18 protein-coding genes and 1 riboswitch are annotated in these 17,541 nt (G+C 58.7%); of the genes, 14 read left to right on the top strand and 4 right to left on the bottom strand.

All coding sequences use genetic code 11. The features are described from left to right. Positions 1-651: a response regulator gene (locus ACFQZG_RS00385; protein WP_378149035.1), complete on the top strand. Its 651-nt coding sequence runs from the start codon at positions 1-3 to the stop codon at positions 649-651. A gap of 44 nt (positions 652-695) precedes the next feature. Here the strand turns inward: ACFQZG_RS00385 and ACFQZG_RS00380 are convergent, their stop codons facing one another. The 4 genes from ACFQZG_RS00380 to ACFQZG_RS00365 are packed head-to-tail and all read right to left on the bottom strand — an operon-like array spanning position 696 to position 3,466. Next, a complete protein-coding gene (locus tag ACFQZG_RS00380; RefSeq protein ID WP_378149033.1) occupies positions 696-1,049 on the bottom strand; it encodes a c-type cytochrome in 354 nt (117 codons plus the stop codon). Beyond that, positions 1,046-1,510, bottom strand: coding sequence for a disulfide oxidoreductase (locus tag ACFQZG_RS00375; RefSeq protein WP_378149032.1), 465 nt, complete (start codon positions 1,508-1,510; stop codon positions 1,046-1,048). The genes ACFQZG_RS00380 and ACFQZG_RS00375 overlap by 4 nt, the downstream gene beginning before the upstream one ends. A gap of 50 nt (positions 1,511-1,560) precedes the next feature. Then, positions 1,561-2,040, bottom strand: a complete 480-nt coding sequence (locus tag ACFQZG_RS00370; RefSeq protein WP_378149030.1) for a FixH family protein — start codon at positions 2,038-2,040, stop codon at positions 1,561-1,563. Positions 2,041-2,050: 10 nt separating this feature from the next. Beyond that, complete coding sequence (locus tag ACFQZG_RS00365; protein ID WP_378149028.1) at positions 2,051-3,466, bottom strand: PepSY-associated TM helix domain-containing protein; 1,416 nt, start codon at positions 3,464-3,466, stop codon at positions 2,051-2,053. Positions 3,467-3,743: 277 nt separating this feature from the next. Between ACFQZG_RS00365 and ACFQZG_RS00360 the strand changes: the two genes are divergently transcribed. The 13 genes from ACFQZG_RS00360 (at position 3,744) to nrdF (ending at position 17,481) form a co-directional block, all read left to right on the top strand. After that, entirely contained in the window at positions 3,744-4,937 is a 1,194-nt protein-coding gene (locus ACFQZG_RS00360; protein WP_378149027.1) for a GTP-binding protein, read from the top strand. Positions 4,938-4,975: 38 nt separating this feature from the next. Beyond that, entirely contained in the window at positions 4,976-6,574 is a 1,599-nt protein-coding gene (gene cntA / locus ACFQZG_RS00355) for a staphylopine-dependent metal ABC transporter substrate-binding lipoprotein (RefSeq protein WP_378149025.1), read from the top strand. A 28-nt stretch (positions 6,575-6,602) separates the two neighbouring features. Then, positions 6,603-7,538 (top strand): nickel/cobalt ABC transporter permease, encoded by a 936-nt coding sequence (opp1B, locus tag ACFQZG_RS00350; RefSeq protein ID WP_378149023.1) that lies wholly within the window; start codon positions 6,603-6,605, stop codon positions 7,536-7,538. Further along, the gene (cntC, locus tag ACFQZG_RS00345; protein WP_378149022.1) at positions 7,535-8,428 is read left to right on the top strand and encodes a staphylopine uptake ABC transporter permease subunit CntC; all 894 of its coding nucleotides are present in this window, start codon (positions 7,535-7,537) and stop codon (positions 8,426-8,428) included. Before opp1B ends, cntC begins: the two co-directional genes overlap by 4 nt. 3 nt (positions 8,429-8,431) lie before the next feature. Then, the gene (gene cntD, locus ACFQZG_RS00340; protein WP_378149020.1) at positions 8,432-9,256 is read left to right on the top strand and encodes a staphylopine uptake ABC transporter ATP-binding protein CntD; all 825 of its coding nucleotides are present in this window, start codon (positions 8,432-8,434) and stop codon (positions 9,254-9,256) included. Beyond that, positions 9,243-9,986 (top strand): ABC transporter ATP-binding protein, encoded by a 744-nt coding sequence (locus ACFQZG_RS00335; RefSeq protein ID WP_378149019.1) that lies wholly within the window; start codon positions 9,243-9,245, stop codon positions 9,984-9,986. The genes cntD and ACFQZG_RS00335 overlap by 14 nt, the downstream gene beginning before the upstream one ends. Before the next feature lie 30 nt (positions 9,987-10,016). Next, entirely contained in the window at positions 10,017-11,183 is a 1,167-nt protein-coding gene (gene cntE, locus ACFQZG_RS00330) for a staphylopine family metallophore export MFS transporter CntE (RefSeq protein ID WP_378149017.1), read from the top strand. 83 nt (positions 11,184-11,266) lie between these two features. Continuing rightward, entirely contained in the window at positions 11,267-12,295 is a 1,029-nt protein-coding gene (locus tag ACFQZG_RS00325; RefSeq protein WP_378150413.1) for a permease, read from the top strand. Between the two features lie 29 nt (positions 12,296-12,324). After that, positions 12,325-13,338 (top strand): TIGR03943 family putative permease subunit, encoded by a 1,014-nt coding sequence (locus ACFQZG_RS00320; RefSeq protein WP_378149015.1) that lies wholly within the window; start codon positions 12,325-12,327, stop codon positions 13,336-13,338. 152 nt (positions 13,339-13,490) lie between these two features. Further along, a riboswitch (cobalamin riboswitch) is annotated at positions 13,491-13,675 on the top strand. Positions 13,676-13,845: 170 nt separating this feature from the next. Then, entirely contained in the window at positions 13,846-14,070 is a 225-nt protein-coding gene (locus ACFQZG_RS00315) for a glutaredoxin family protein (RefSeq protein WP_378149014.1), read from the top strand. After that, complete coding sequence (gene nrdI / locus ACFQZG_RS00310) at positions 14,067-14,438, top strand: class Ib ribonucleoside-diphosphate reductase assembly flavoprotein NrdI (protein ID WP_378149012.1); 372 nt, start codon at positions 14,067-14,069, stop codon at positions 14,436-14,438. Before ACFQZG_RS00315 ends, nrdI begins: the two co-directional genes overlap by 4 nt. Continuing rightward, positions 14,435-16,528 (top strand): class 1b ribonucleoside-diphosphate reductase subunit alpha, encoded by a 2,094-nt coding sequence (gene nrdE / locus ACFQZG_RS00305; protein ID WP_378149011.1) that lies wholly within the window; start codon positions 14,435-14,437, stop codon positions 16,526-16,528. The genes nrdI and nrdE overlap by 4 nt, the downstream gene beginning before the upstream one ends. Continuing rightward, entirely contained in the window at positions 16,516-17,481 is a 966-nt protein-coding gene (gene nrdF / locus ACFQZG_RS00300) for a class 1b ribonucleoside-diphosphate reductase subunit beta (RefSeq protein ID WP_378149010.1), read from the top strand. The genes nrdE and nrdF overlap by 13 nt, the downstream gene beginning before the upstream one ends. The last annotated feature ends 60 nt before the right edge of the window (positions 17,482-17,541 follow it).

Here is a 17,541-nt window from a genome sequence, read left to right as displayed (position 1 = left end):
ATGACGCATCCCTATCGGGTATTGATCGTCGATGATCATGCCCATGCGAGAGAAGCGATGAGATGCATCGTCCAACAGGATTCGTCGTTCGAGATCGTAGGAGAAGGCAACAGCGGGGAAGAGGCGCTTCGGTTGGCAGAGGAGCTCTTGCCCGATCTGATACTCATGGATATCCACATGAAGGGAATGAACGGACTGGAAGCGTCCAAGGCGATCAAGGACAAGCTGCCCGCGACCAAGATCGTCATCGTGACGGTATCGGACGATGGCTTGCACTTGCTGGACGCCTTGAAGAAGGGGGCTTCCGGTTATCTGATCAAGAATCTGACCCCTTCGGTTTGGATCGATTATTTGAAGGGAGTCTTATCCGACGATATGCCGCTATCGCGGGATTTCGCCTACCGATTGCTGAGGGAGATTACGCTGCAACCTCAATCCGAACCGTTGCCGACGCCATTGACGGCAAGGGAAAAGGAGATCTTGAGCTGGGTTGCCCAAGGCGCATCCAATCGCGAAATCGCCGATCGGCTGTTCATCTCCGGGCATACGGTCAAGAATCATATGAAGAACATCCTGTATAAGCTCCGGCTCGATAACCGCGTCCAATTAGCCAGATTCGCGATCGAGAACAAATTGTCTCGACATAAGTAGACCCGCCGCGGCATCTCGTTCGAGACGCCAGCGGCGGGTAGCCGTCAATTATGGTTCGCCAGCCAGTTCGCGAGCTGGGCGAGCTCGTCCTCCGTCAGCTTGCTTTCAAACTTCGGCATGCCTCCGCCGCCGTTCGCGATCTTGGCGTAGATCTTCTCTAGGCTCATCTCGGCTCCTACCTTCGTTAACGAAGGTCCGAACCCGCCTCGCAGCTCGCCGCCGTGACAGGATAAGCAATTATTCTTATACAGGGCAGTGACGAGTTCCTCATTAACGGTAACCTTCGGGACGACGAAACTTTCGGCGGGAGCCGCTTCTTCCCTAGGCGGAAGCTCCGTGAGCAAATAGACGACGAATACGGATGCCGATACAATCATGGCGACCATCAATCGTTTCATTCTAAACCTCCTTTGGTTGGGCGATCCTCGGAGACGGTCGCGCGGGTTGCGCGACGCGCCATGACGAGGCAGAACCCGATGAACGCGAATGCGGTCAACGCCAGCATCGGCACGGTCAAGAATCCGAACGCGTTCAATACGTCCGTAACGCAGGACGTCGGACCGCAAGCGACGCCGACGGCTTGGCTAGGCATCTCTTGGATATAGATGTGATAGCCGGATACCGCCGCTCCGATGCCGACAAGAGGAAGCGCGTAGATCGCGATGCCTCCGTTCCGCTTGGCGGAAGCGACGCCGAGCAGCCATACGAGAGGATACATGCAAATTCGCTGGAACCAGCACAAGCTGCAGGGCACGAAATGAACGATTTCGCTCAGATACAAACTACCGAGCGTCGCGACGACGGAGACGGCCCATGCATAGAACAACCAGTTGCCCGCGGCATCCGAGAATTTGTTCACCTTGAATCCTACTCCTTCCGTGATGGGAAGCATGATCGATCCTATCAACGCTAATGGTGAGTTCCGGATGGAGATTCTGATGAATCGCCTTCTTCGAGAATCGCCAACTTCGTCACCGCGTCATCACCGATGGCGATTCGTTTGGCGGGCATAACCGCCAGGCCTCCGGCGGAGATGCGGCTTTGCACGATATACAATCCTTCCGCGCCGAACGAGTAGTGAGCCGAATAGACGCCCGGCGATCTCTCGCTTGCGACAACCGATATCGCTTGGTCCGGTTCGTTGTTCGGCCATACGACAAACTCCGCTTGTTCGGCCTTGGATACCGGTTGACCGCTCTTCTTCACCTCGACGGACAAGGACACTTCGTCGTCCGCTGCAGCAGGAGCCGGCACTTGAAGATCGACCGTCAAATGAGGTTCGAATCCGTGCTCGTCGGTGCCTTCGGTATTCATGGTGCAGCCCGTCAATAATGCGACGGTCAAAGAGAAAACGACTACGTTGCGAATGATTGGGTTGCGTAACTTCATTCCGTACCTCCTAAGCAGAGAACCAATGCCTAAGCGGCTTGATTCTTCGAATGACGAGCCAATCCAGCAAGACGACCGCGATCAGGGAGATGCCGACGAGCGGCATGATTGCTCCGCAGATCAGCAGCAGGATCAGAACGGCAACCGATACCGGGCGGTTGCTCGATCTTGAAGGGGCGCCTAGCCCTTGCGGTTTGCGCTTGCGCCACATCACATACGAGCTGATCGCCATCAGAATCAGTCCAAGCGCCGCCGCTAGACCGAGCAATTGATTAGCCAAGCCGAACAGTCTGCCTTCATGGAAGGCGATTCCCCATGAGATCAGCTTTGCCATAATGCCGTAATCCGCGAACCGGACATCCGTCAGTACCGCTCCGCTGAATTGGTCGATATGAAGCGTTGCGTCGTTGCCCGGTTTGTCGTGGACCGTCGATACGGTGTACACGCCTGCCTCGCCGCGCGGCAGCGTAATCGTATACGGCTTCAGCACGTTCTGACGATCTGCGATCTTCGCCGCGTCGTCTACTCCGAGGGAAATGTATCCGCCGCTTGCGGACGAAGCGGGGACGGGCAAATTCTCCGCGGCCCACGGCAAGTCTTCCGCGATATCCTTGGCTACGGTAACCGACGCCGGCTTGGCGCCGAAGCTGTAGGCGAACGGCGGCGCGTTCGTGTTCGTCGAATCCGCCAGCTTGCTGATCCGCTCTCCGAATACGCCGGACCACGGCAAACCCGATAAGATCATGACGACTAGCAAGATGGACAGCCAGAACGCGGGAACGGCATGGAGATCGCGCCAGAACGTGCGACTTCCCGGCTTGCCGAGCCGAGGTACGATCGTGCCCTTGATTCCCGCTCTGTTGCGCGGCCACCACAGAATAAGTCCGGTCATCACGAGAATAAGCGCCCAGCAGGCGGCTAGTTCGACTAGACGGTTCGCCCACGTGCCGCCGACGACCAACTCGCTATGCATCTTCTTGAAAAACGCCGAAAACGTTTTGTCGCTTTCCAACGAGCCTTTGATATTGCCTGTGAACGGGTCGGCATACATCGTCATCGGCCCATCCGAATGGGTGACGGACAACTTGTACGTATCCATCGGGTCTTGCATCAACGTAATCGAAGATACTACGGCTCCTGGATGTTCATTCTCCGTCTTCGCGACCACAGCGCCCGGTGATAGGGCATGCTTGCCTGCTTCGCTAACGGTAAGCATATCCTTATACAAGTATCCTTCGATTTGAGGCTTGAACAGGTACATCGAGCCGCTCACCGCCAAGATAATCAGGAACGGCGCGAAGATGATGCCGGCATAGAAGTGCCATCTCCATACCGCCTGGAATACGGCTTGTTTAACGTTCTGCGTCCTCTGGGGTTTATGCGCCTCAGAAGGGATTACGGGTGCCGCGATATCGTTCAATGTCATCTTCCTCCGCTCTTGCAACGTCACTATCCGCATTGAGTATAGTCGCAATCGCGTACTCTCGTTAATGACTCCTAAGAGCCATTAACGTGGATATTCCGTGAAAATGCATTTTAGGGTTGACGCGGGAAAGGCGATCTGATATCGTTCGTAATTGTAATAATTACGATTAAAACGCAACTCAACTTATTCATTCCGATTAAGAAACCGGATCCCGGCAAGAGATCCGGTTTCTTAATCGGTAATAATCGTAATAATTACACTTAAAGGAGGAGCGGACATGAACAAAATTCCCGTAACCGTGCTAAGCGGCTACTTGGGCGCAGGAAAGACGACCGTGCTGAATCACGTACTGAACAATCGCGAAGGCTTGAAGGTCGCCGTCATCGTCAACGACTTGAGCGAGGTCAATATCGACGCCGCGCTCGTCAAGGAAGGCGGCGGATTGTCGAGAACGGAGGAGAAACTGGTCGAGATGTCCAACGGCTGCATCTGCTGCACGCTCCGGGAAGACTTGCTGCGAGAAGTTGAGAGGCTGGCGAGGGACGGACGGTTCGATTACATCCTGATTGAATCGACCGGCGTCGGGGAGCCGGTTCCCGTCGCCCAGACGTTCACGTATATCGACGAGGAACACGGCATCGATCTGACGAAGCTGTGCCGCCTCGATTGTATGGTCACGGTCGTCGACGCTAACCGGTTCTGGCACGACTTCTCCTCGGGAGAATCGCTGTTGGAGCGTTCCCAAGCGATCGGAGACGACGATACGAGAGACGTCGTGGACTTACTGATCGATCAGATCGAATTTTGCGACGTGCTGCTGCTGAACAAGTGCGACATGATCGCCGAAGACGAGTTGCTGCAGTTGGAAGCGATGCTTCGCAAGCTGCAACCGAGGGCGAAGCTGCTTAGGACGGTCGGCGGGCAAGTTGATCCCGCCGAGATCTTGAATACCGGGTTGTTCGACTTCGACGAGGCAAGCCGCTCCGCAGGTTGGCTGAAGGAGCTGGAGAAGCCGGTACATACGCCCGAGACGGAGGAATACGGCATCGCCTCGTTCGTCTACGAAAGAGCGATTCCGTTCCATCCCGGCCGGCTGATGGCCTGGATGGAAGACTGGCCCGAGGAGATCGTGCGCGCCAAAGGGATCATGTGGGTCGCCAGCCGCAACGACGTCGGGCAGCGGATCAGTCAAGCCGGACCCTCCGTACAGTTCGGGCCGGCCGGCTACTGGGTCGCGACGCTGCCGCCGGAAGAGCGCGAGTCCTACTTGGAAGAGGATCCGGAGCTACGCAAGAGCTGGTCGCCGGATCACGGGGATCGGATCAACAAGGTCGTGTACATCGGCATCGGCATGGACCGGGAGCGACTCGTCGCTTCGCTCGACGACTGCCTGTTGACCGACGCCGAGATGCAGCAAGACTGGGGCGGATTCAAGGACGAACTGCCGAACGCGCTTGAACCGATGATGTAACGATGATTTAACGAACAAGGGGATAAGGGGAGATTCGTATGAAACGGCATTGGAGCAAGCTGCTAGGCGCCGGTATGATCGCGGCCGTACTCTTGACGGCCTGCAACGACGATAACGTTCCGGCGGGGGAAGCCGCGCGGGGGCTGACGTACGCGACGGCCAAAGATATTAATGACATTAATCCTCATCTGTACGCGGGATCGATGCCCGCGCAAGGCATGGTCTTCGAATCTCTCGTCGAGAACACGGAGGCGGGCATTCAGCCGCTGCTCGCGGAATCGTGGGACATCTCGGAGGACGGCAAGGTCTATACGTTCCGTCTCCGGCAAGGCGTTACGTTCCACGACGGCGAGCCGTTCAACGCGGAAGCGGCGAAGCGCAACATCGAAGCCGTGCAGAGCAACGCGGCCAAGCACGCTTGGATCAAGCTGTCCGCGAAGATCGCCGACGTCCGCGCGATAGACGAATATACGCTTGCGCTAGTCCTGTCGGAACCCTATTATCCGACGTTGCTGGAGCTATCGATGACGAGGCCGTACGTATTCCTCTCGCCACGGGATCTGATCGACGGGGAATCCAAGAATGGGGTCGACGGCTATCATGGCACCGGCCCTTATCGGCTTGCCGAGCATAAGGCCGATCGGTATGCGATATTCGAAGCCAACGATGAATATTGGGGCGGCGCGCCGAAGCTGGATACGATCACCGCGAAGGTTCTCCCGGCCGGAGAGACGACGTATCTCGCGCTGCGAAGCGGAGAGGTCGACTTCGTCTTCACCGACGACCGGGGCGCCGACGGCATCGACGCCGATGCGATGCAATCGCTGGCGGACTCCGGCGACTACCGCTTGACCCGCAGCAAGCCGATGAACACGAAGATGATCGTCGCGAATAGCGGCAACTCGGCCAGCCCGGTGAGCGAGAAGGCCGTTCGCGAAGCGATCTGGCATGCGATCGACCGCGGCGCGATCGCCGAACGGATCATGGGCGGCGCCGAGACGCCGGCCGAGACGCTCTTCTCGCCGAACGTCAATTACGCCGACGTCCCTCTGGAGCCTCGCGCCTTCGACTCCGATAAGGCGAACAAGCTACTGGAAGAGGCGGGCTGGAAGCACGAGAACGGGAAGAAGAGCCGCTCTAGAGACGGCAAGGCGCTCGCCGCGAAGCTATACTACGATTCGAATTCCCCGTCGCAGAAGACGCAAGCCGAGTTCATTCAAAGCTCGCTCTCGACGATCGGCATGGAACTCGCGCTCGTCGGCGAGGAGTCCGCTTCGATCGCGAACCGAAGAGCTTCCGGGGATTACGAGCTGCTGTTCAATCAAACCTGGGGGCTCGCCTACGACCCGCAGAGCACGATCGCGGCCTTCACGTCCGAAGCGGCCTATCTTCATACGACCGAAGGAATCCCGGACGCCCAAGCGCTCTACCGGAACATTGAGCGGGTCATGGTCACGATGGACGAGGCGGAACGCCGCTCCCTGTACGCGGATATCCTGGAGACCGTTCATGACGAAGCCGTATTCATTCCGCTTACGAACGGCGGGGTAACGATCGTCGCGCCGGCGAACCTGCAGGGCGTCGCCTTCAAGCAGACGCAATTCGAGCTGCCGTTCGAACGCATGTACTACGAATGACGGCCGCTCGCGACCGAAGGAGGTTCGCATGGGCAGTTACGTAGCCGCTCGTGCGGCATTCGCGATTCCGATGCTATTGATGATCTCGTTCTTGACGTTCGGATTGATTCAGCTCGGTCCGATGGATCCCGCGACGGCGATCTTGCAAGCGCAAGGCGTTCCGCAGGTTACCGACGAGCTGATCGCGCTAACCCGGACGGAATTCGGGCTGGATTTGCCGTATTGGCAACGATACGGGCAATGGCTCGCCGCCTGCCTGCGATTGGACTTCGGACGATCCTACGTGACCGGGGAGCCGGTATGGTCCGTGCTGGGACCGGCGCTTGCGCACACCTTCAGGCTGACGCTCGTATCCCTCGCCGCGATCGTCGCGACGTCCTTTGCCTTGGGCGCGTTCTGCGCACTCAAGCCGGGCCGTCCGCTGGATCGCTCCGTTAGGGGCATCTCGTTCGTTCTTGGCGCCATGCCGCCTTATTGGCTTGCGCCGATGCTGATCTGGCTGGCGGCCGTCAAGCTCGATCTGCTGCCGACGAGCGGCGCGGACGGGCTCGCTAATTACGTCTTGCCGGTAACGGTGCTGACGGCGGGCTACGCGGGCATCTACTTCCGGATCGTCAGAAGCGCGATGATCGGCCGGTTGAACGAAGACTACGTCTTATACGGGAGGGCGTGCGGACTGCCCGAACGGAAGGTGATCGCGCGCGCGCTGCGCAATTCGATGCAAGTCGCGGTATCGGTGTTCTGCATGGCTTGTCCGATTATCTTGGGAAGCACCGTCGTCGTCGAGAACGTGTTCGCCTGGCCCGGCGTCGGCTTCTTAAGCGTGAAGGCGATCATGAGCAGGGACGTGCCGATCATACAGGCGTACGTCATCGTGCTGGCGGCCGTATTCGTTCTGTTCAACCTATTGGCCGACATCGCGGGAGCGTCGTTGAACCCGAAACTAAGGAGGGGATCGCAATGACCTTCCTGAACCGGCTGTTCCGAGACAAGATGGCAGCGTGTTCGGCGGCCGTCGTGTCGCTGGTCGTCGTCGCCGGCTTGCTCGCGCCGTGGTTCGCGCCCCACGATCCGTTCGCGGTCCGGATGGAGCTCCGGTACGCGGGACCTTCGTGGAGCTACTGGCTCGGCAACGACCAACTGGGACGGTGCGTCCTCTCCCGATTAATCTACGGCATCCGCCCGAGCGTGCTGTGGGTGCTCGCCGCGCTGGCGTCCACGGTCGCGATCGGCGCGATCGTCGGCTTGCTGGCCGGGTATTTCCGCGGCGTTACGGATGCCGTCCTGATGCGCGCGTGCGATGTCATGCTGTCTTTTCCGGGATATGTCATGACGCTCGCCATGATCGGCATCCTGGGGGTCGGATTGGACAAGATGATGATCGCGATCGTCGTCAGCAAGTGGGCCTGGTTCGCGCGAGTCATCCGGACGTCCGTCATGCACATCGCGGAGAACGATTACGTCAAGTTCGCCAAGGCGATCGGCGCAAGTCCGCTTACGATCATGTTCCGGCACGTCGTTCCGGTGTCCTTGCCGGATATCGCCGTCATCTCCAGCAGCTCCTTCGGCTCGATGATCTTGCAGCTATCCGGCTTCTCGTTCCTTGGCCTCGGCATTCAGGCGCCGAATCCGGAGTGGGGCATGATGCTGAACGAAGCGAGAGGCGTCATGTTCTCCAAGCCCGAGCTTATGCTCGCTCCGGGGCTGGCGATCATCGTCGTCGTCTGCGCGATCAACTGGTTGTCCGATTCGCTCCAGACGGCGCTGGACCCCAAGTTGATCGGATCCAAGCCAGATAGGAAGCAGCGAGCCTTCCGATTCCCCGGGACGATTCGCGGAAGAGAGGCGGCCTGAACCTTGAACGAGCTATTGAAGGTATCGAACTTGACGATTCGGGACGCCGCCGCGGGGAGGACGCTCGTGTCGGACTGTTCGTTCCGTATCGCCGAAGGCAGCTGTCTGGCCATCGTCGGCGAGAGCGGGAGCGGGAAATCGTTAACCTGCCGGTCGATCGTCCGCTTGAACGATCCTCGCCTTCGTCAGACCGGAGACATCGTGTTCCGGGGAGAGAACTTGAGCGCGTTGCCGGATAAGGCGATCAGACGGTATCGCGGCCGCCGCGTATGCATGATCGTGCAGAACGGCATGCGCGCGTTCGATCCTTCCCGAACGGTAGGCGCGCAATTGAAGGAGACGATCGCTTCGCACTTCGATTGGAGCGCCGACGTTATTCGCGACAAGACGTTATCCGCCATGGATAGCGTCATGCTGCGCGATCCGGCGGCGGTCATGACGCGATATCCCCATCAATTGTCGGGCGGCATGCTGCAACGCTTGATGATCGCGATCGCGCTCGTGCTGGAGCCGGATCTGATCATCGCGGACGAACCGACGACGGCGCTGGACACGGTGTCGCAATTCGAAGTCGTGAACCAGCTCGTCCGGCTAAGGGAGCGCAGCGGTTGCTCGATGCTCGTCGTCTCCCACGACATGGGCGTCGTCAGGAAAGTCGCGGACGACATCGTCGTCATGCGGGACGGAGCCGTCGTAGAGAGCGGGGAGACCGAGCGGCTATTCGCGGAGCCCCGGCATGTCTATACGCGCGATCTCGCGACCGCGAAGCAGGCGTTGCATAGGCGCTATAGGAACCTCATGGGAGGCGAAGACGATGCTGAGCGTTGATCGGGTACGGAAGTCGTACCGGGAAGGCGGATGGTTCTCTTCGCGCAAGCGTCATGCGGTGGGGCCGATCAGCTTCGACTTGCCGCAAGGGGAATGTCTGGGCATCATCGGCGAGAGCGGCAGCGGCAAGTCGACGTTGGGCCGGCTGGTCTTGGGCATCGAGAAGCCGGACGGCGGGACGGTACGATTCGAAGGACGCGACATGTTCGACCGCAGGACGAGAAGGACGAACGTCAGCGCCGTATTCCAAGACTACGCGTCTTCGATCAACCCGTTCTATCGGGTGGAGCAAGCCGTCATGGAACCGTTGCGGCTGCGCGGGATGAGTCCGTCGGAGCGCGATAGGGCGATCGACGAGTCGTTGACGGAAGCCGGCTTGGATCCGTCGTACAGACGCAGGCACGCGCACGAATTGTCGGGCGGAGAGGCGCAGCGCGTATGCATCGCCAGAGCCGTCGCGACGAAGCCGAAATGCCTGTTGCTCGACGAAGCGATCAGCTCGCTCGACGGTTCCATACAGATGCAGGTGCTCGAAACGCTGAGATCCATTAAGGAACGCGGCAACTCGAGCTGCCTGTTCATCACGCACGACATCCAAGCCGCGGCGTATCTATGCGATCGGATCATGATCATCCGGGCAGGCCGCGCCGAGGAGACGATCGAAGTCGAGAGGTTGAAGGACGCTCGTTCCGAATACGCGCAACGACTGCTGCGGACGATCCTCGCGTAACCGCGACGGGAGAGAGGAGCAACGGAAGCGATGGGGGCTTTATCGCGGCCTTACTTACGGCTGTACGTCTTAACCTTGTTCTACTTCGGCGCGAACGCGATCTTGAACGTCATCCTGCCGCTGAAGGCGGAGTCGCTCGGCGCCGATAACGCGACGATCGGCATCGTTATGGGAGCCTACTTGTTCACGACGATGTTCGTGCGTCCCTGGGCCGGCGCGATCATCGATCGATATGGACCGTCTTTAGTGCTGAGCACGGTACTGTTCGTTCACGGATTCGCGCTGATTCTGTACGCCTATTCGGGAGTCGAGGGCTATCTCGTCGCCAGAATGCTGCAAGGCGCATGCACGGCGTTCTTCTCCATGTCGCTACAGATCGGCATCATCGACGCTTTGCCCGATAAGGAACGCTCTCAAGGAATCTCCCTGTATTCCTTATGCGCTTATATCCCCGGCATCGTCGGCCCCCTGATCGCGATCGGCATCTGGCAGTCCGAGGCGCCGCACGGATTCTCGCTGGTCATGATCGTTCTCGCCGCCGTTACGGGAGGCGCGGGTTATCGCGCCGCGAGAGCGGTTCACGGTTCCGGCCGCGCGAGGGGGGCCTCGCCGCCTCGGGAGGCGACCGGCAACGTCTTCGCGACGTTCGTTCGGAACCGGCGAGCGCTCCGGTGCGGCGCGCTGATGGCGACGGCATCGGTCGCGTTCGGCGCGATCGCGGCGTTCGTCCCGCTGTACGCCGCGGAAGTAGAAGGCGGGCAAGCCGGCATCTATCTGATGCTGCAGGCGGGCGTCGTCGTCGCCGCCAGATTCGCCTTGCGCAAACGAATCCCTTCGGACGGCGTCTGGCGGAGCCGGTTCGCTGCGGGAATGATGCTCGCGGCGGCTGCCGCCGCGTTGCTCGTCGGTCTGTCCGCGCACGGCGGGGCGCTCCCGTTCTATGCCGGCGCGATGCTTGCGGGCGTCTCCCAGGCGCTTCTCTATCCGGCATTGACGACGTATTTGAGCTTCGCGCTGCCGCGGGAGAACCGCAACGCGCTCCTCGGCCTGTTCATCGCGACGGCGGACATGGGCGTGTCGCTCGGCGCGATCGCCATGGGCCCGTTGGCCGATGCCCTCTCTTATTCGACGATGTACATGATCTGCGGATGGCTATGCGGGGCCGGCGCGTGGTTCGCTTATCGAAGTCGCGGTTGACTGAGGGACAATTTCCCTGATATCTTGAACTTATACGTAATAATTACTATTTAAGGGCGGTAACGAACGTGAAGACTTCGGCATTGCCGGATTCGTGGAGAGTACACGCATCCTTCCTGCTCGTCATCGGCGCCATTCTGCTCTTCGCGATCCAACCTACGATCGCGGCGGATCTATTAACGTCGGCTTCCGGCGGCGGAATCCATACGTTCAAGACGATGCTGATCAGCATCTTCCTCGAGGCGATGCCGTTCTTGCTGCTCGGGGTCGTCGTCTCGTCGTTCATGCACGCGTTCATCCCGGACAGCTGGTTCCGGCGTTGGATTCCGAAGCATCCGGTACTCGGCGCGATGGCCGCCTGCTTGCTCGGCATCGTATTCCCTCTCTGCGAATGCGGGATGATTCCGATCGTGCGCAGGCTCGTCGCCAAGGGGATGCCCCTATACGTCGGAATCGTATTCATCCTCGTCGGTCCGATCGTCAACCCGATCGTGTTCTCCGCGACGTTCGCCGCGTTCCGTTCGCAGCCCGAGATGGCGTACGCCCGCATGGGACTGGCTGCCGCCGTCGGCATCGCGATCGGACTGATCGTCTACTTCTTCGTGAAGGGCAACCCGTTGCGAGAGTCTCGACAGGCCTCGGAACACTCACGCCATGACCATCATGATCATCATCATCATGTCCATCCCCGCGAGCAACGGTCCAACAAGTTCACGGAGATGTTCACTCACGCCGGCGACGAGTTTTTCGACATGGGCAAGTACTTGATCGCCGGATCGCTCGTTACCGCGGCCGTCCAAGCGTTCGTTCCGCGCTCGGACATCGCCGGCATCGGGCAAGGAGAGGCCGCCTCGCATCTATTCATGATGGGATTCGCGTACATGCTGTCGCTCTGCTCGACGTCCGACGCCTTCGTCGCCTCTACGTTCGCGAGCACGTTCTCCATGGGCTCGCTATTGACCTTCCTCGTATTCGGACCGATGCTGGACTTCAAAAACACGCTCATGCTGCTGTCGGTATTCAAAGCGAAATTCGTTCTATTGCTGGCCGCTTGCATTGCCGTCACGGTACTCGTCGGATCGTGGGCGGTCGGCAGCTTGTTATGGGGTTGACGAAGGAAGGCGAAGGGGGAGATCGGAAGATGAAGGAGCAACGCAGCATGACGGCGCATTACTGGATCAGAGCGGCGATCTTGGCCGCCTTATCGTGGTACGTCGTGCATCTGGAGCAAGCAGATAAGCTGCAATGGTACATCGTCCCGCGAATGATCCCTTACGTAAAGTACGGCGCGCTGGCCATGTTCGCGCTCGCGGGGTTCTATGCCTTCCTTGCCATTCGAAGCGCCGACAGGCATCGCGGCGAGCCGGCTTGCGATTGCGGTCACGAGCCTCCGCGATCGGCGTCCGGCAACGCGCTGCTGTACGGACTGTTCTTCATTCCGCTGCTGCTCGGGTTCGCCTTGCCCGATCGGATCATGGGCAGCGACGTCGTCGCGGTCAAGGGCATGAACCTGAACGCGGCGTCAGCGTCGCAATCGCGGAACGCGCGAGCCGAAGAGGCTGCCCCGGCACGTCCGGCTGAATCGCCGAAGGCAACGCCCGAACAAGAAGCGGCGGAATCCCAACCGGCGGAGCAACCCGAACCGTTCGAACAGCCGGCCGAACGGCCGGTCGAATCGTCGGCGGACGAGCTCGACAGGTTGTTTCCCGAGGATGAATACGGCTTGGACTTCGCCGAGCTGGGCAAGCGGCTGTATGGTCGCGATACGATCCGGGTAGAGCCGTTAGGTTACCTGGAACTGCTAACGATGCTCGACATGTATAAAGAGAACTTCATAGGCAGGCACATCGAGATCAGCGGCTTCGTCTACAGAGAGGACGACATGGGCGCGAACGAATTCGTCGTCTCCCGCATGGCGATGCAATGCTGCTCCGCCGACGCGACCCCGTACGGATTCCTCGTTCAATCTTCCATGGGCCCGACTTTGGAGAACGATACGTGGATCTCCATGACGGGCACGTTGTCGACTTCGGCATACAGAGACAACGAAATCATTCGGTTGGAGGCGACGGAGGTCCGCACGATCGAGCCTCCCGCGGATCCGTACGTATATCCGTATTTCGATGATTTCGATCTGCTAGCAATAGAGGAGTAAGCTGCCGTTTCGCTAGCCCGAAACCCAAGAGACCGCGATTCTCTTGGGTTTTCTTATTCTTGACAACATCTAGATATTGATCCCATATACCTATTTTTGCGGTTATACACACTGTATCTTGGAATCTCCGACCTCGTGTGCTACAATGACTTTACTTCAATTTCATACAAGTTTCGGCCAGGCGCTATTGCGGTAGATTAATAGGGAAGCTACTACAACGCTAGCGCTGTCCCCGCAACTGCAACGCCGTCGAACGTTCGACTCCGCCGTGCGATCGGCAAGGAGAGGGAACGGGAGGATGACGCGAAGCCAAGCCTGACCGGAACGCAGCAGCATGACTCCGGGGGCTGGGAAAAGCGACGAATAGAGCGGGATGATCGGCACGACGCCGCGCGGGAGCGCGAGCGATCGGTTGCCGGCGTTCATGCGCGCGATTCGTGCCTACGCCCCCGGAGACGAGGGTATTTTTTATTGTCAAATAGACGACGATCAGAGGAGACATGAACGATGAAGCTGTATACGAGAACGGTATGTCCGAAATGCATGTGGATCAAATCCGAATTGCAACGCGCGGGAGCGGCGGTCGAGATCATCAACGTCGATCACGACGAGCAAGCGTTCGAGCGTCTAGTGGAAGCCGGCGCGAAAAGCGTGCCCGTTCTGGAAATCGGCGGCGAGTTCATCTTCGATACGAACGAAATGGTTCAGCGGTTGGAGCATCAGAACGCATGATCGCGTTCGCGAGCCGGACGGGGAACGTCAGATATATCGTATCGCGCCTGCAGTTGCCCGCGATCGAGATCGATGCGGGCTCTAAGCTTACGCAGCCTTTCCTGCTCTTCACTTATACCGACGGGTTAGGCGAAGTACCGCAACTCGTGAAGCAATTCATGGACCGTAACGGTTCGCAATGCCGCGGCGTCATCGTGAGCGGCAACAGCAACTTCGGGCACCACGTATTCGGAGGTGCCGGCGAAGCCGTCGCGCGACAATGGCGCGTACCGCTCGTCCGCAAGATCGACATGCGCGGCTTCGCCGACGATTACGAGGCGATCCGCAGCTATTACGAGCAATGTTTCCGGGAGGAGAAAGTCGGATGAAGTCTTATCTGAAGCTCAATAACGAAGTCCTGAACCAATATAGCCGGACGGGCAAGCTCGATCTCGCGAAGGATAAAGAAGCGACGCGCCGGTATTTCCTGGAGCACGTCAACGCGAAGCTGCGTTACTTCATCGACACGGAAGAGAAGATCCGCTATTTCGTGGACGAAGGCTATTATGAATCCGAATTCCTGCAGCAATACGATGCCTCGTTCATCGAACGGCTCTACGATAAGGCGTATGCCTACAACTTCCGGTTCCCGTCGTTCATGAGCGCGAGCAAGTTTTACGAAAGCTACGCGATGAAGAGCCGGAACGGCGAAGAAATTCTCGAGAAATACGAAGACCGCATCGTCATCATCGCCTTGTACTTGGCCCAAGGCGACGAGAAGCTTGCGGAGCGCGCGGTGGAAGCGATGATGTCGTCGTACCAGCCGGCGACGCCGACCGCGCTCAACAGCGGCAAGAAGGCGCGCGGCGAGCTCGTCAGCTGCTTCAAGCTGACGATCGACGATTCGATGAACAGCATCGCCGAGAACATCGGCTACTGCTTGGAGCTGTCGCGTCTGGGCGGCGGGGTAGGGGTCAACGTCACCGATCTGCGCCCGCTCGGCGATCCGATCAAAGGCATCCTGAACCGCGCGAGCGGCGTCATGCCGGTCGCCAAGCTGCTCGAGAACTCCTTCTCCTACTCGAACCAATTGGGGCAACGCAACGGCTCCGGCGTCATTTACCTGAACGTATTCCATGCCGACATCGAGAACTTCATCTCGGCGAAGAAGCCGAACGCGGACGAGAAAATCCGGCTGGCCACGCTGTCGACGGGCATCATCTTGCCGAATATTTTCTTCGAGCTGATGAAGCGCGACAAGGACATCGTGTTGTTCAGCCCTTACGATATCTACAAGGAATACGGCAAGCGGATGTCCGAGATCAGCATCAGCGAGATGTACTACGAGCTGCTCGACAACCCGAACGTTCGCAAGATCAAGCGCATCAACGCGCGCAAGCTCTACACGGAAGTCAAGAAGGCGCAATTCGAGTCGGGTTACCCGTTCGAGGTGTTCGACGACCACGTGAACGACAAGCACGCGCTGCGTGACCTCGGCCGCGTCAAGATGTCCAACCTGTGCACGGAGATTCTGCAGGTTCAGACGACGAGCATTATTAACGATCACGGCAAAGACAACGATTACGGCATGGACGTCTCGTGCAACCTCGGCTCCATCGACATCCATAACGCGACCAAGGAGTCGTCGTTCGAGCAATTGGTCGACACGGCGATGCGCCTCCTGTCCAACGTCTCGATGATGACCGACATCAAGAACGTGCCTTCCGTCGCCAACGGGAACCGCCGCATGCATTCCGTCGGACTCGGCGTCATGAACCTGCACGGCCACTTGGTGTCCGCGGGCCTGATGTACGGATCGAAGGAAGCGGTGCAATTCATCGACGCGTTCATGGAGGCACTCAACTATTACTCGCTGCAAGCTTCGATGCAGATCGCCAAAGAGCGGGGAGAGACGTTCTTCGGCTACGAGCGCAGCGATTACGCGAACGGCAGCTACTTCGACGCGTACGTCTCCAAGTCCGCGGAAGAACTGCCTGAATCGGTGCTTCGGGCGCTGGGCAGCGTTCCCGCGATCACGGCGGAGATGTGGGCCGAGCTGAAGGAGCAGGTGCGGGAGCACGGCGTGTTCAACGCGTATCGGCTCGCGATCGCGCCGACCGGCAGCATCTCCTACATCCGCAACAGCACGGCGTCGATGGCGCCTTGCACGGAGAAGGTAGAGATCCGCGACTATGCCGATAGCCGTACGATCTACCCGATGCCGTTCCTGAACAACGAGAACATCTCGCTGTACAAGGAAGCCTACGAGATCGATCAGTTCCGCATGGTCGACATGTACGCAGCCGCGCAGCGCCACATCGACCAAGGCATCTCGATGACGTTGTACGTAACGGACCAATGGACGACCGAGCAATTGGCGCGTCTGTACATTTATGCTTGGATGAAAGGCATCAAGACGGTGTACTACGTGCGCCAGCGCCTGCTTACCATCGAGGAGTGTGTATCGTGTTCGATCTAAAATCGTTCGAAGCCGTCAACTGGAACAGAACGCAGCAAGAGCTGACCAAAGTGTTCTGGGATCAGCAATGGAAGCAAATCTGGTTCCCCGAAGAAATCGCGGTCAGCAAAGACGTGAAGCAGTGGCAGGACTTCGCTCATCAGGATACGTACAAGAAAGTGCTCGGCGGCCTTACGCTGCTCGACACGATCCAGACGAACATCGGGATGAACGAAATCGCCCGGTTCACGCCCGACCTGCAAGAGAAGGCGCTTTATACCGTATTCGCTTCGTTCGAAGCGATCCATGCGAAGTCGTATTCTTATATATTCACGACGCTGTGCACGAACTCGGAGATCGACGTGATCTTCGACTGGGTGAAGCAGAACGAATACTTGCAATACAAAGCGAAGCGCATCAGCGACGTCTATCTCGCGATTGAAGAGGGCGATCCGGTAACGCTCTGGAAGGCGATGTTCGCTTCCGTCATGCTGGAATCGTTCCTGTTCTACTCGGGCTTCTTCTTCCCGTTGTACTTGGGCGGACAAGGCACGCTGCGCAACAGCTCGGAAGTCATCTCGCTCATTCTGCGGGACGAATCGATTCACGGCGTCGCGATCGGCTTCTTCGCTCAGCAGAAGTTCAAGCAGTTCTCCGCGGAGCAGAAGGAGCAACTGACGGTATGGGCGTACGAGCTGTTGCTCGACTTGTACCATAACGAGCTGAACTATACGAACGACCTGTACGCGGAAACCGGCCTGAGCCCGGACGTGAAGAGCTATGTCCGCTACAACGCGAACAAGGCGCTCATGAATCTCGGCTTCGAGACGATGTTCCCGGACGAGGAAGTGAACCCGATCGTCATGAACGGCATTCGCAACGAAGGTTCGACGTACGACTTCTTCTCGCAGAAGGGCTCGACGTACGCGGTGGCGAAGGTCGCCCCGATCACGGACGATACGTTCCGATTCTAATAAAACGAGCGATCGCTCCTCGAGAGGAGAGCGATCGCTTGTTTTTATTAATCAAGAAGC

This window comes from Cohnella sp. GCM10027633 (genome assembly GCF_042675445.1).
Classification (GTDB): Bacteria; Bacillota; Bacilli; order Paenibacillales; family Paenibacillaceae; genus Cohnella.
The sequence above is the reverse complement of the archived record's forward strand: the minus strand, read 5'-3'. Positions and strand labels throughout refer to the sequence as shown.

What these genes read in the sequence shown, in the direction of transcription:
- ACFQZG_RS00385 (WP_378149035.1), top strand. Translation starts at nt 1, where the DNA reads ATGACGCATCCCTATCGGGTATTGATCGTCGATGATCATGCCCATGCG.
- ACFQZG_RS00370 (WP_378149030.1), bottom strand. Translation starts at nt 2,040, where the DNA reads ATGAAGTTACGCAACCCAATCATTCGCAACGTAGTCGTTTTCTCTTTG.
- nrdE (WP_378149011.1), top strand. Translation starts at nt 14,435, where the DNA reads ATGAAGTCTTATCTGAAGCTCAATAACGAAGTCCTGAACCAATATAGC.
- ACFQZG_RS00360 (WP_378149027.1), top strand. Translation starts at nt 3,744, where the DNA reads ATGAACAAAATTCCCGTAACCGTGCTAAGCGGCTACTTGGGCGCAGGA.
- opp1B (WP_378149023.1), top strand. Translation starts at nt 6,603, where the DNA reads ATGGGCAGTTACGTAGCCGCTCGTGCGGCATTCGCGATTCCGATGCTA.
- ACFQZG_RS00380 (WP_378149033.1), bottom strand. Translation starts at nt 1,049, where the DNA reads ATGAAACGATTGATGGTCGCCATGATTGTATCGGCATCCGTATTCGTC.
- ACFQZG_RS00320 (WP_378149015.1), top strand. Translation starts at nt 12,325, where the DNA reads ATGAAGGAGCAACGCAGCATGACGGCGCATTACTGGATCAGAGCGGCG.
- nrdI (WP_378149012.1), top strand. Translation starts at nt 14,067, where the DNA reads ATGATCGCGTTCGCGAGCCGGACGGGGAACGTCAGATATATCGTATCG.
- cntE (WP_378149017.1), top strand. Translation starts at nt 10,017, where the DNA reads ATGGGGGCTTTATCGCGGCCTTACTTACGGCTGTACGTCTTAACCTTG.
- cntA (WP_378149025.1), top strand. Translation starts at nt 4,976, where the DNA reads ATGAAACGGCATTGGAGCAAGCTGCTAGGCGCCGGTATGATCGCGGCC.
- cntC (WP_378149022.1), top strand. Translation starts at nt 7,535, where the DNA reads ATGACCTTCCTGAACCGGCTGTTCCGAGACAAGATGGCAGCGTGTTCG.
- ACFQZG_RS00365 (WP_378149028.1), bottom strand. Translation starts at nt 3,466, where the DNA reads ATGACATTGAACGATATCGCGGCACCCGTAATCCCTTCTGAGGCGCAT.
- ACFQZG_RS00315 (WP_378149014.1), top strand. Translation starts at nt 13,846, where the DNA reads ATGAAGCTGTATACGAGAACGGTATGTCCGAAATGCATGTGGATCAAA.
- ACFQZG_RS00335 (WP_378149019.1), top strand. Translation starts at nt 9,243, where the DNA reads ATGCTGAGCGTTGATCGGGTACGGAAGTCGTACCGGGAAGGCGGATGG.